Annotated in this window: 15 protein-coding genes; 13 read left to right on the top strand and 2 right to left on the bottom strand. The window is 37.1% G+C overall.

Features of this window, described 5'->3' with window-relative positions; all coding sequences use genetic code 11:
- Positions 1–474, bottom strand: a 474-nt coding sequence (locus D1839_RS19350) for a helix-turn-helix domain-containing protein (RefSeq protein ID WP_147358297.1), incomplete at its 3' end; no start/stop codon positions are given.
- Between the two features lie 775 nt (positions 475–1,249).
- On the opposite strand from D1839_RS19350, the gene D1839_RS19345 reads away from it, so the two are divergent.
- The 11 genes from D1839_RS19345 (at position 1,250) to D1839_RS19295 (ending at position 10,569) form a co-directional block, all read left to right on the top strand.
- Complete coding sequence (locus D1839_RS19345) at positions 1,250–2,425, top strand: D-alanyl-D-alanine carboxypeptidase family protein (protein ID WP_120381428.1); 1,176 nt, start codon at positions 1,250–1,252, stop codon at positions 2,423–2,425.
- A gap of 113 nt (positions 2,426–2,538) precedes the next feature.
- Positions 2,539–2,892 (top strand): anti-sigma F factor antagonist, encoded by a 354-nt coding sequence (gene spoIIAA / locus D1839_RS19340; protein WP_120381429.1) that lies wholly within the window; start codon positions 2,539–2,541, stop codon positions 2,890–2,892.
- Between the two features lie 8 nt (positions 2,893–2,900).
- Positions 2,901–3,332 (top strand): anti-sigma F factor, encoded by a 432-nt coding sequence (gene spoIIAB, locus D1839_RS19335; protein ID WP_207710079.1) that lies wholly within the window; start codon positions 2,901–2,903, stop codon positions 3,330–3,332.
- A gap of 12 nt (positions 3,333–3,344) precedes the next feature.
- Positions 3,345–4,100, top strand: coding sequence for an RNA polymerase sporulation sigma factor SigF (sigF, locus tag D1839_RS19330; protein WP_120381427.1), 756 nt, complete (start codon positions 3,345–3,347; stop codon positions 4,098–4,100).
- Between the two features lie 190 nt (positions 4,101–4,290).
- Complete coding sequence (locus D1839_RS19325; RefSeq protein ID WP_120381426.1) at positions 4,291–4,920, top strand: stage V sporulation protein AA; 630 nt, start codon at positions 4,291–4,293, stop codon at positions 4,918–4,920.
- Positions 4,892–5,320 carry a stage V sporulation protein AB gene (locus tag D1839_RS19320; protein ID WP_120381425.1) on the top strand — a complete coding sequence of 143 codons (429 nt, stop codon included), beginning with the start codon at positions 4,892–4,894 and terminating at the stop codon, positions 5,318–5,320. The genes D1839_RS19325 and D1839_RS19320 overlap by 29 nt, the downstream gene beginning before the upstream one ends.
- 79 nt (positions 5,321–5,399) lie before the next feature.
- On the top strand, positions 5,400–6,875 hold the full coding sequence (locus D1839_RS19315) for a spore germination protein (protein ID WP_120381424.1): 1,476 nt from the start codon (positions 5,400–5,402) through the stop codon (positions 6,873–6,875).
- 134 nt (positions 6,876–7,009) lie between these two features.
- On the top strand, positions 7,010–8,317 hold the full coding sequence (gene lysA / locus D1839_RS19310) for a diaminopimelate decarboxylase (protein ID WP_120381423.1): 1,308 nt from the start codon (positions 7,010–7,012) through the stop codon (positions 8,315–8,317).
- A gap of 524 nt (positions 8,318–8,841) precedes the next feature.
- Positions 8,842–9,279, top strand: a complete 438-nt coding sequence (locus D1839_RS19305; protein ID WP_120381422.1) for a peptidylprolyl isomerase — start codon at positions 8,842–8,844, stop codon at positions 9,277–9,279.
- Between the two features lie 251 nt (positions 9,280–9,530).
- Entirely contained in the window at positions 9,531–9,992 is a 462-nt protein-coding gene (locus D1839_RS19300) for a M50 family metallopeptidase (RefSeq protein WP_166554470.1), read from the top strand.
- Between the two features lie 199 nt (positions 9,993–10,191).
- Positions 10,192–10,569 carry a GNAT family N-acetyltransferase gene (locus D1839_RS19295; protein ID WP_120381420.1) on the top strand — a complete coding sequence of 126 codons (378 nt, stop codon included), beginning with the start codon at positions 10,192–10,194 and terminating at the stop codon, positions 10,567–10,569.
- Between the two features lie 68 nt (positions 10,570–10,637).
- Here the strand turns inward: D1839_RS19295 and D1839_RS19290 are convergent, their stop codons facing one another.
- On the bottom strand, positions 10,638–10,727 hold the full coding sequence (locus D1839_RS19290) for a YjcZ family sporulation protein (RefSeq protein ID WP_021291215.1): 90 nt from the start codon (positions 10,725–10,727) through the stop codon (positions 10,638–10,640).
- A 145-nt stretch (positions 10,728–10,872) separates the two neighbouring features.
- Here D1839_RS19290 and D1839_RS19285 point away from each other — a divergent pair, with 145 nt between their 5' ends.
- Both D1839_RS19285 and scpB read left to right on the top strand, forming a co-directional pair.
- Positions 10,873–11,607, top strand: a complete 735-nt coding sequence (locus D1839_RS19285; RefSeq protein ID WP_120381419.1) for a segregation/condensation protein A — start codon at positions 10,873–10,875, stop codon at positions 11,605–11,607.
- Between the two features lie 2 nt (positions 11,608–11,609).
- A complete protein-coding gene (gene scpB, locus D1839_RS19280; protein ID WP_120381418.1) occupies positions 11,610–12,200 on the top strand; it encodes an SMC-Scp complex subunit ScpB in 591 nt (196 codons plus the stop codon).
- Positions 12,201–12,312: the final 112 nt, after the last annotated feature.

The raw sequence follows: 12,312 nt of genomic DNA, 5'->3' as shown, positions 1-12,312 counted from the left end.
GGCATTCAACTTTTTTAAATAGGCATTCTCCATGCGTAAACGATCTATTTCTGCTTGTAATGCTTCCGGAGTCCCTTCATCCGGCTTTTGCTTTTTAGATGTATGATCAGAACCTTTTTTCATGGATGGACGCCCCTTTTTCTTTGGTTCTAGGGCATCTATTCCTTCTGCTTCCAATTTCTTTTTCCATTGTAAAAGCGTGGAATGTGTAGAAATATTAAAGATCGCTGCTGTTTCCCGGATAGATGTTCCTTGTTCGTTCATATAATTAAGTACATCTAGTTTATACTGCAATGTGTAAGATGTATAGCATTTTTCAAAAGCTTTTTCTCCGTGATATTCATATTGTTTAATCCAATTTAAGAGGAGTGAATGGTCAACTCCTATGGATTTAGCCATTGACTTTACGCCTTCTGCACCACTTTGATAGCGAATGACTGCTTGTATTTTTTCAACATTGGTGAATTTAGCCATAAAAAACTGCACCTCCAATTATTAGAGTTGTGTCTAAAAATTGGGGTACAGTTCATTCACACTGGTGGTTTGCTCCGCGTCCGAAAGCCTTTATTACCTTAAAAAGACCCTTGAGCACTGTTTCGCAGTGAAGGGTCTATTTTTCACTATAGGAAAGCATAAGATTTTTTTGGTTTATAGTAAAAGAAAAACAAAGGCTTTCTAAATAAGATAAAAGCATAAAATGAGATACTTGCGGATAACGAAATAACCGACTAGTCACGTCCGGCCCATAACCCAGCAACGGTGCCTCTTTAGAAATCCACCCTACGATAAAGCTTCATCGGTTCGCCACAAAGAGGAAAGCCGACTAAAAACGGACCTGCCGCTCAGACGTCTGCATATCCCTGTTTTTAGTGGCATGATTCCTAAAACTTTAGTTGCTTCGTTCCATTCGCTACGTTGTTAATCGGGCGCCCTGCGCCTTTGTTCACCATTAAAAAAAGAAAAATTTCACTTCGTGTCGCTCCTCCTGAATCGACAGTTTACAGACCAAGATTAAGCAATTTAGCTGCCGTAATCTCCCAAGCTTCTTTGTATTAATTTCATTTCTTGAAGTAGAGTTGTATCGCACCTCACACTTCCGATAAATGAATTATAAGATTGGTATAAAAAAAGAAAAAATTGGCGAACCTATATGTATGACGTCTGAAATGAAACTAGAAGTATGTTTTTGCTTTTAAAACATCCAAAGTGGCATTTGAACAAGCTACATAGAAATATTGGAGGGAAAAGAATGAAAAAAGCTCTATGGATCATTAGCATCGTATGTATGATGACTATGAATACAATGACTTTTGTTAGTGCGGAAGAAAAGAAAAGTACGAAAGGTCAAAATCTAGCGAACGATGCTAAATCGGCCCTTTTAATGGAACGTGACACGGGCAAAGTGTTATTTAACAAAAATGAACATGAAAAACTCTCACCAGCTAGTATGACAAAAATTATGACTTTATTATTAATCATGGAAGCTTTGGATGAAGGGAAGTTAAAACTGGATGAAAAAGTTAGAGTTAGTGAACATGCGGCTTCCATGGGCGGATCACAAATCTTCTTGGAAGCTGGAGAAGAAATGACAGTGGACGATCTATTAAAAGGCATTGCAATCGCTTCGGGAAATGATGCAAGTGTTGCTTTGGCAGAACGCATAGCCGGAAGCGAAGGTGCTTTTGTACACAAAATGAACGAGAAAGTAAAGGAATTACAACTAAAGAATACCAAATTTCAAAATGTAACAGGACTTCCTGCTGATGATCATTACAGCACAGCTTATGATATGGCTGTGATGTCTAAAGAGTTATTAAAGTACGAGGATATTACCAATTATACCTCCATTTATGAGGATTATTTACGCAAAGGGCAAGAGAATGAATTTTGGCTCGTCAATACAAATCGCTTAGTTAAATTTTATTCTGGCGTTGATGGTCTTAAAACAGGTTATACCAGTGATGCAAAATACTGTTTAACTGCAACTGCGGAAAAAGAAGATATGCGTGTTATTGCAGTAGTAATGGGTTCTAGCTCTTCTAAAGAAAGAAATGAACAAGTTTCCCAAATGCTTGACTATGCATTCAACCATTTTCAGACGAAAAAGTTATTTGACAAAGGGGATAAAATCACCGAGTTAAAACTAACTAAAGCTGAAAATAAACAAACGGATATAGTAGCTTCAGAATCTATCAGCACATTATTTAAGCGAGGAGACTCGATGGAAAACGTAACGACAGAGATTGCCATGAAAGAAGATATGCAGCTTCCTGTGCAAAAAGGGGAAACTGTAGGGGAGCTCATTGTAAAGGATGGTGAAAATATACTATCCAGAAGTGATCTAACTGTTAAAGAACCGATTGAGAATGCTTCTTATGGTACGCTTTGGAAGCGAACATGGCAAAAATTGGCGAAAAATGATTAATTAGTTCTTTTTTAGGGGAACTACTTCTTCTTTTGTCAACTAGCAGGATTTATATTGTAGATGCTCGAATTATAAAAGCAAGGGCAGTTAAGAAATAAGGAGGAGAAATGGCAATGGCACTTCATTCAACATTTGCTGTAAAGGAGAATGTATTAGTCGTCCGACTTGCCGGAGAATTAGATCATCACGAAGCAGAACAACTGCGAATGGAATGGAAAAAAGTGATGTATGAACATGATGTCAAACATGTTGTATTAAATCTGGAAGCCATGGATTTTATGGATAGTTCGGGTCTCGGAGTTGTACTAGGGAGGTATAAAGAAGTATTGCAGTTAGGAGGGGAGATGGTAGTTTGCTCCATATCTCCTCCTATCAGACGATTATTTGAAATGTCAGGGTTATTTAAGATTGTTCGCTTAGAAGAGAACGAACAATTTGCTTTAGAAACATTGGGGGTGGCATCGTGAAAAATGAAATGACAGTTACCTTTTCAAGTGTTAGTGAAAATGAATCTTTTGCTAGAGTAACAGTGGCTGCTTTTGTAAGTAAGCTAGATCCAACAATGGATGAGCTTACAGAAATCAAAACAGTCGTATCAGAAGCCGTAACCAACTGTATTATTCATGCTTATAATAATGAACCGTATCATGAAGTAACGATAACTTGTGCAATAATGGATGGAGAGGTTGAATTAACCATTAAAGATAACGGAACGGGAATCGAGGATATTGATGAAGCCCGGCAACCGTTATACACTTCCAAACCTGAGTTAGAAAGGTCTGGTATGGGATTTACAATCATCGAAAATTTTATGGACACAGTGGAGGTTATATCTAACCCTGGTCAGGGAACGACTGTACACATGACGAAACAATTGACAAACGCGAAAACGGTGTGCTCATCGTGAAGGGTTTTGCCGATGAAGGTTAATGTGCAAGGGGATAATAGAAGCGAAGCGCTAACAGATAAAGAAGTAAAGACACTAATAGAAAAAAGTCAACATGGTGATAAAGCTGCAAGAGATATGTTAGTGGAAAAAAACATGCGCCTCGTTTGGTCTGTTGTACAGCGATTTATTAATAGAGGATATGACCCTGATGATTTGTTCCAAATTGGAAGTATAGGCCTCATTAAGTCCATTGATAAATTTGATCTATCATATGATGTACGTTTTTCTACCTATGCTGTTCCGATGATTATTGGTGAGATTCAACGGTTTATTCGGGATGATGGGACTGTGAAGGTAAGTCGATCACTGAAAGAAACAGGTAATCGTATTCGAAAGAAAAAAGATGAATTAACAAAGAAATTTGGTAGGTCACCAACAGTAAATGAAATATCAGAAGCATTGGACATTTCACCAGAGGAAGTTGTCCATGCTCAAGAAGCAAGTAAATCTCCTCAGTCAATTCATGAAACCGTATTTGAGAATGATGGTGACCCAATTACGTTATTAGATCAAATATCGGACGAAGACTCAAAATGGTTTGAACGCATCACGTTACAAGAAGCAATTCGTGGTCTCAGTGAAAGAGAGAGGCTAATTGTTTACTTGCGCTACTACAAAGACCAAACGCAATCCGAAGTAGCTAAACGTCTTGGTATTTCGCAAGTTCAAGTATCCCGATTGGAGAAAAAAATTCTCGAAGAAATGAAGCTTTATATTGACGCCTAGATATCTTTATTCTAACTGAAACTGGTTGTTACATGATCCCGTTACCCGGTGAGGTATACGGGATTATTTTTGTGATAATTGGCGCGGTTGTTCTTTGTTAAAACAAACTCTACATAAATAAACCGTGTAAATTTCACTGTTTTAGTAAATACTAAATGATACAAGTTCACTAGCAGTTGGAGGGAGAAGGATGCCGAACCACCAGGTTTATCTGCGTATGAAAAAAAATATGGAACTAACTAGGTACCAAGTATTACGGCTAAAGGATATAGCTGTTATTTCTACAAATGATGCAAAAAAAAGACAGCTTGAAGATATGCCAATATATCGTTTAGGTAAGAAAGATAAAAACATTGTCGTGATCGACAGTTTTTTAGTTATTGAACACTTGAATCGTGATTTTCCAGATTTAGAATTCCAATTAGTTGGACCAAATCAAACCATTGTTCGCATCGAGAAGCAACGAAAATCGCCTACTGTTTTCATTGCTTTCGGAGTATGGGTGTTAATCTTTGTCGGAACAGCTATGACAATAATGAACTTTCATTATGATGTAAGTATGCAGGAAGTACATCAAAAAATTCATTATTTATTGACAGGAGAACAGGAGGAATACCCTTTATGGCTGCAAATTCCTTATTCTTTTGGTTTAGGAATAGGGATGTTGCTTTTTTTTAATCACTGGTTTAATAAACGCTTTAACGAAGAACCGAGTCCTTTAGAAGTAGAGATCTACAATTACCAGCAAGATTTGGATAACTACGTCATTCATTATGAAAATGCATGCAACGATGTCGATCCTCCTCATACGCCTTCTTGAATCCTTAATTGGATTTAGTGCAGGTCTTGCCGTTGGGGCTGGTTATGTAGCGTTTATTACCATTTTAGGAATCGTACCTCGGCTAATTCAATTAAGTAAAACGGAAACGTTCTTACCTATTTACACAGCGTGCATTCTTTTAGGAAGTTTGTTTGGAACATATTTATCATTTACTTCGATTACGTGGGGGAATTCTGTCATTGTTATAGCTATATGGGGATTACTCCAAGGGGTTTTTAACGGTATGTTAGCAGCTGCATTAGCAGAGGTGTTAAATGTGTTTCCAATACTATACAAACGGATAGGGATTGAAAAATATCTACTCTGGCTACTAATGGCGATTGTGTTTGGGAAAATAGCCGGCTCTTTATTTCAATGGTTATATTTTGTAAAACAATAGTAAAAAAGCTTGTGATAATTAACAAAATCGTCAATAAGATTAATTTTCATGTCACGTAAAATACAAAGGGGGCCTACATATGACTCAGCATGATCAAAAGATTCCTGTGAATCCCAGGCTCAAACATACAGAAAACTATATGAAAACCAGATTGGGAATAGGTGTGTCCTTTGACTTAGGATTTCGCAAGCTTGTATTATTAAAGCGTGATATTCACATTTATTATGTGACGGGGTTATGTGATTCGATTGTCATTCAAGACTTATTAAAAGAGCTTGTAAATTTAAATGATCATGAATCAAATGGAAGAAAACTTCCAGAAATCATTGAAAACCGTCTTATTCATCAACAAGTTGAACAAGTTAAAACAATGGATGAAGCTGTAGATCAAATGTTATCCGGGTTAATCGTTCTTTTTATAGGTGGGGAACGATTTGCTTTTGTTATAGATGTGCGAAATTATCCTGGTAGAACGCCCGAAGAACCCGATATTGAACGAGTAGTCCGCGGTTCTAGAGATGGCTATACGGAAAATATAATCGAAAATACAGCTTTAACTAGAAGAAGAATTCGCGACCCGAGATTACGCAATGAAATGCTAAAAGTGGGAGAACGCTCAAAAACAGATGTTTGTCTAAGTTATATAAATGATGTCGCTGATGAAGGACTTGTTCAATTGATTAAAGACCGGATTCAAGAAATTGAAGTAGATGGTATTTCAATGGCAGATAAAACGGTAGATGAATTTATTATTCAGCGGAAGTGGAATCCTTATCCACTTGTCCGTTATACGGAACGACCAGATGTTGCTGCAAATCATTTATTAGAAGGGCATGTTTTAATCATTGTCGATACATCTCCTAGTGTAATCATTTTACCGACGACATTTTTTCACCATTTACAACATGCAGAAGAATATCGCCAAACACCTGCAATTGGGACATTTATTCGTTGGATTCGTATAGTGGCGGTTTTTGCTTCTATGTATTTACTACCATTATGGCTATTATTTGTGATGGAGCCAGAGTTGTTACCGAAACAACTTGCTTTTATTGGTCCTAATGAAGATGGGAATATTTCTATTCCGATTCAAATAGTCATGGGTGTTATTGGCATTGAGTTCCTTCGTATGGCTGCAATACATACACCAACCCCTTTATCAACAGCAATGGGCTTAATTGCTGCTGTTTTAATCGGGCAAATCGCAATTGATGTTGGAATGTTTAGTCCTGAGGTTATATTGTATGTATCGGTTAGTGCAATAGGGGGTTATGTAACGCCAAGTTATGAATTAAGTGTATCGAATAAAATAGTCAATATTTTATTTGTGATTATTACTGGCTTATTTGGTGTAATTGGTTTTGTCAGTATGTTCTTAGTCCATATCTTGTTCCTAATTCACCTTAAATCTTTAAGAACACCTTATTTGTGGCCATTTATTCCGTTTAACCCACGTGCAATGCTGCATACGCTTGTTCGAATTCCTGTTCCATATACGAACAGTAGACCAAGCATTGTCCACCCAAAAAATAATTATCGCCAGCCTGAAAAATAATTTAGGTAAATTATCTACCCAATGTATAAAAGAAATTCGACTTTTTTTACAAGTCTCTTTTCTTTTATACATTGGTGTGATAAAGTTTTAAATTATAAATAGCGTTGAAGGGATTACGGAGGTCGTTGAAAGCTATGATAATTGATAACCATCCATTTACTGTAAATGAACAAGGTCATTTAGAAATCGGCGGTTTAGACAGTGTTACGCTTGCAAAAAAATATGGCACTCCTTTGTATGTTTATGATGTCCAAATGATTCGTGACAATTGTCGGGCGTTTGTAAACACGTTACAAAATATGGGTGTAACTGCAAAAGTTGCATACGCCAGTAAAGCTTTTTCATCCATCGCCATGGTTCAAGTTATTAAACAAGAAGGCATGTATTTGGATGTTGTCTCTGAGGGAGAGTTATATACAGCCATACAGGCTGGATACCCAACCGAAAAGATTCATTTTCACGGGAATAATAAAAGCGTTGCTGAGCTAAGGATGGCCATAGAACATAATATCGGATGTATTGTAGTAGATAATTTCCAAGAAATGGAACATATTTGCAGCTTATTGAAAACGTATGATAAACAGATGGATGTTTTAATGCGTGTTACACCAGGGATTGAATCCCAAACACATCAGTATATTATGACTGGAAATGAGGATTCCAAATTCGGATTCAGCTTACAAAATGGACAGGCAGAAACCGCGTTTTTACAAATGCGAGATAATCCACATATTCGCTTTAGGGGTCTTCATTGCCATATTGGCTCGCAAATTTTTGAAGCAGATCGCTTTATACTTGCAACAAATGTGTTGTTTGAGGAATTACGTACATGGAAAAAGAAGCATGGCTATATACCGAATGTGTTAAATTTAGGCGGAGGTTATGGGATTCGCTATACGAAAGATGATTCTCCTATACCTTACGCCTCATTTGTAAAAGAGTTAGTAAATGAGGTAAAACACCAAGTAGAATCATTAGCTATCCCTATGCCAGAAATATGGTTAGAGCCAGGTAGAGCAATTGCAGGTAATGCTGGAATTACTTTATATACAGTCGGATCGATGAAAGAAATTCCCGGAATTCGTAATTATGTAGCGGTTGATGGAGGCATGACAGATAATTTACGTCCAGCACTGTATCAGGCAAAGTATGAAGCTGTGCTCGCTAATAAGGCAGCTGTACCATCAGAAACAACTGTATCCATTGCTGGAAAATGTTGCGAGTCAGGAGATATGCTTATTTGGGATCTTCCTTTACCACATGTTTCGCAAAATGATATTCTAGCTGTTTTTTCAACGGGTGCGTATGGATATTCGATGGCGAATCATTACAATCGTTTTGCCAAGCCAGCAGTTGTGTTTGTAGAAAATGGGGACGACAAGCTTGTCGTTCAACGGGAAACCTATCAAGATGTTATTCGTAACGATTTGAGTTATGAATAGTTTCTGGGGGAATGGGTAAAATGCTTACGAGAAGATAGACAGCAAATTCACAATTGAAGGGATTAAGAAGAAAGCTCTCATGTTTGATATTATTGGAAGGAATGGGTTAGGAACCAGCGGATATCTAACAATAGTGGGAGATGAAAGTTCTCCTTTACTTGTCTGAGGCTGGGGCTTAACAATGCTATGTATTCCATATAGTCATTTCGCTCCGGAAATATATGTAGATTCTATGGGAGGAAAGGTACCGGCGAGACTACACAGTGCTTTAGCTTGATGAGGTTCATTAGTTGCTCTGATTAAAGTGCGCGAAGTTATATGTCGGTGGTTATATGTATCCAACCGTCACTTTTTTATAGTTCGGATTTAAAATTCCTTTGTCCATGTCGCTAAAAGCAAGCAAAGCACAAAATGAGAGTAGTTTCTTAAATACCTGACAGACTCAACACGTGGTAATTTCTTTGCACACTTAGCATTAAATGATAAAATAGATCTTAGTCTAGGTAGAAAAGGAGATTTATAGAATGGCAAAAAAAGGATATATTCTAATGGAAAACGATACTAAAATTGAATTTGATTTATATGAGGATGCTGCTCCAAACACAGTTGCAAATTTTGAAAAGCTAGCTAATGAAGGCTTTTATAATGGGCTAACTTTTCACCGTGTTATTCCAGGATTTGTCAGTCAAGGAGGCTGTCCAGTTGGTAACGGAACAGGATCAGCAGGATATACGATTAAATGTGAAACAGAAGGAAATCCGCATAAACATCAAGAAGGTTCCCTGTCTATGGCTCATGCTGGAAAGGATACAGGAAGTTGCCAATTTTTCATTGTACATGAACCACAACCGCATTTAAATGGTGTTCATACCGTATTTGGTCAAGTAACAACAGGAATGGAGTTTGCAACGTCGATGAAAAATGGTGACGTCATGAAGGAAGTCAAAGTTTATACTGCTTAACTATGTATTCTAACGTAAGGCTCTCGCTTTAAGAGTTCTATGGAAGGTGCAATATTTTAAGTGGAAGGGAACGGCGCCTACATTCCGGATTCGTTTGGGTTCACAGGAAGTTAATCGCAGGAGGCTTGTTCCGCAGAAAAAGTATGTTTCCTTTTTCTATGGCACCTGCGGGTTTAGCCTTTATTCTACTTCAAACCATAGGGGGTGAGCCCCCACTAAAGGAAGTTTTACTTTATGCTGAGGTGGAAATGATGCATGCTCTTCTGCTGTTTTACCTCATAGTTTTTGTAGCTCCGATTAGTATATTATCCCATGAGTTTGGGCATGCTATAGCTGCATGGTTTTTTCGAGCAGAAAAGGTCTATATATCTATTGGCGCAGGAACTGTGAAAAAAATAATAAACATGGGTAGGTTTCGCTTTACCATTGCCCCCTTATTTTTTGCGGGAGGTATGGCTACTAGTGTTCGTCAACCTGACTATACCAGACGGGAAAAGCTTCTTATAACTGCTGCTGGACCTTTGTTCAGTAGTCTAATAGCTATTATATTTTGGGGTATTAGTCAGATTGCTTCTTCCGTTTTCATTCAACTGTTTATGTGGTTCAATCTTTGGATTGCGGTCGTTAATTTGATTCCTTTTCAGTGGAATGAAAAACAGACAGATGGATGGATGATTTTACAACTTCTGCTAAGTAGCAACATTAAAAAATGAGTGATTTTGTCTAGTTTTGATAAAGCTTGTATAAGATCTATCTCGACTACATATTTGACAAAACAAAGGAAACATGCAAATATAATTATGAGCATTGTTGAATCTTAATTCATATACAGTTATCATGTTGTCCGCTTAAAACCAATAGCTTGTTTGTCTAAAGTTCGTCGATAAGCTATTTTGTTAATGAGGGGTATTTATGTTAATTCGCTTTAAGAAAAATTTAGAAAAAATAGCAATGGGTTTGCTTTCTTTTATGCCTGAAGAAAAGGATGTCAAAAAATTACAGCAAACGATTAAAGAATATGAAACTAATACTGATTGGCATTTGTATTTATGGAAGGAAGAAGATGATGTTCTAGGGGCGATTGGGATCCGGATTGAAAATGAAACTGATGCTATTATTCAGCATGTGTCCGTAAATCCATCCCATCGTAATTTAGGCATCGGAAGAAAGATGGTTATTGAAATCGATAAGCTTTATCGAAATAACTATTCCGTTTCTACGACGAAAGAAATTCAGGAGTTTTATCAAAAGTGTGATGAATCAACTGAATCCGAAAGCAACGATGAATAAAAAGCCAGCCTAGAGAGGCCGGCTTTTATTTTCGTGTGCTGCTTAACCATGTAAAAAGCTTCTTTATTTTAGAGCCATGCAGCACCAACAATAATCAACAGAATGAATAATACAACGATTAACGCGAATCCACCACCGTAACCATATCCACCACTCATAATGATATACCTCCTTTTTCTTCTTAGCCTAAATGTTGTTGAGTTAACTAACATTTATCTTACAGTACTAACGTATGTTAGAAGTTAAAATCGTGTATAGGCGTTTGTAATTAATACGATAAATTTGAGGAAAGGAGGCAATAAATTGCAAGCTTATCAGGTGAAATTGGATGCCTTTGAAGGCCCGCTAGATTTATTACTCCATTTAATTAATCAATATGAAATTGATATTTATGATATACCGGTAGCGCAAATTACGGAGCAGTATATGCATTACATTCACACCATGAAACGGCTAGAGTTGAATATCGCTAGTGAATACTTAGTTATGGCAGCGACCTTGGTAGAAATAAAAAGTAAAATGCTGTTACCAAAACCTGAATTAAATGAAGAAACAGAGGAATATATAGAAGATCCTCGAGAAGATCTCATGCAACGCTTAATTGAATATCGAAAATACAAAGAAGCAGCTATGCAATTGCAGTTGATAGAAAAAGAAGCAAATCAAATTTATACCAGAGAACCCGTGGCGTTTGATGAAAGTATTACTCCGCCCCCACAGATGGTGCAAGGAGAGACATCTATTTACGACATGTTAGCAGCATTACGTAAAATGTTTGAACGTAAAAAATGGGATGCACCTCTAGAAACAAAAATTGAAAGGTCTGAAATCCCGATTGAACAAAGAATGAAAGAAGTACTGCAGAAGGTAAAATTAGCTAAAAAAGGAATTTTGTTTGATCACTTATTTGCAGTGCCGTCACGCTCACATATCGTAGTAACATTTATCGCATTATTAGAGTTAATGAAAAAAAATCAAGTTTATTGTAAACAAGAAAAGCAATTAACCGAATTATACGTGTTTAGCATGGAGGAATAAAGGTGGAAATAAATAAATTAAAAGCAATTGTGGAAGGTCTGCTATTTGCCTCAGGCAATGAAGGAATAACAGTGAAACAATTGTCGGATGTTTTGGAAGTGACAGAAGCAACTGTGGAACTTGTCTTGGATGAACTAAAGCAGGAATATGAAAATACAGACCGGGGTATACGAATCATGCAGGCACACGAAGTATTTCATTTGACTACTAGACCAGAGCATAGTTCATATTACAAAAAATTATTGGAAACGCCTCAGGCTACTAGAATGTCTCAGGCAGCGTTAGAGACACTTGCTATTATCGCTTATAACCAACCAATTACACGTACAGAAATTGAAGAAATTCGTGGGGTGAAAAGTGATCGTCCTGTACAAACACTTTTATCTCGACTTCTAATTGAAGAGGTAGGTAGGAAAGATACGGTTGGAAAACCGATTCTTTTTGCCACATCAAAAGAGTTTTTAACCTATTTTGGCTTAACGTCTTTGGATGACTTACCTCCTTTACCGGATACAAATGATGAGGAACTGGAATCTGAAGCAGATTTATTTTTTGAACGCTTTAACGAGCAGTTAAGTGAAAAACCTTTATAATCGAGTTGCCTGTAAAATAGCCAGCTTTTTTAATGGTCTAGGAAATTACACTAGCGTTGCATAAAAAGTAATGCTTCAAGTCAAGCGCTAATTATCCATTTGAGGCATAGAT

It is taken from the genome of Roseburia sp. 1XD42-34 (genome assembly GCF_009917385.1).
Lineage (GTDB): Bacteria > Bacillota > Bacilli > Bacillales > Amphibacillaceae > Virgibacillus.
This window is presented reverse-complemented; position numbering and strand designations above follow the sequence as displayed.

What these genes read in the sequence shown, in the direction of transcription:
- D1839_RS19345 (WP_120381428.1), top strand. Translation starts at nt 1,250, where the DNA reads ATGAAAAAAGCTCTATGGATCATTAGCATCGTATGTATGATGACTATG.
- spoIIAA (WP_120381429.1), top strand. Translation starts at nt 2,539, where the DNA reads ATGGCACTTCATTCAACATTTGCTGTAAAGGAGAATGTATTAGTCGTC.
- spoIIAB (WP_207710079.1), top strand. Translation starts at nt 2,901, where the DNA reads ATGACAGTTACCTTTTCAAGTGTTAGTGAAAATGAATCTTTTGCTAGA.
- sigF (WP_120381427.1), top strand. Translation starts at nt 3,345, where the DNA reads ATGAAGGTTAATGTGCAAGGGGATAATAGAAGCGAAGCGCTAACAGAT.
- D1839_RS19325 (WP_120381426.1), top strand. Translation starts at nt 4,291, where the DNA reads ATGCCGAACCACCAGGTTTATCTGCGTATGAAAAAAAATATGGAACTA.
- D1839_RS19320 (WP_120381425.1), top strand. Translation starts at nt 4,892, where the DNA reads ATGTCGATCCTCCTCATACGCCTTCTTGAATCCTTAATTGGATTTAGT.
- D1839_RS19315 (WP_120381424.1), top strand. Translation starts at nt 5,400, where the DNA reads ATGACTCAGCATGATCAAAAGATTCCTGTGAATCCCAGGCTCAAACAT.
- lysA (WP_120381423.1), top strand. Translation starts at nt 7,010, where the DNA reads ATGATAATTGATAACCATCCATTTACTGTAAATGAACAAGGTCATTTA.
- D1839_RS19305 (WP_120381422.1), top strand. Translation starts at nt 8,842, where the DNA reads ATGGCAAAAAAAGGATATATTCTAATGGAAAACGATACTAAAATTGAA.
- D1839_RS19300 (WP_166554470.1), top strand. Translation starts at nt 9,531, where the DNA reads ATGCATGCTCTTCTGCTGTTTTACCTCATAGTTTTTGTAGCTCCGATT.
- D1839_RS19295 (WP_120381420.1), top strand. Translation starts at nt 10,192, where the DNA reads ATGTTAATTCGCTTTAAGAAAAATTTAGAAAAAATAGCAATGGGTTTG.
- D1839_RS19290 (WP_021291215.1), bottom strand. Translation starts at nt 10,727, where the DNA reads ATGAGTGGTGGATATGGTTACGGTGGTGGATTCGCGTTAATCGTTGTA.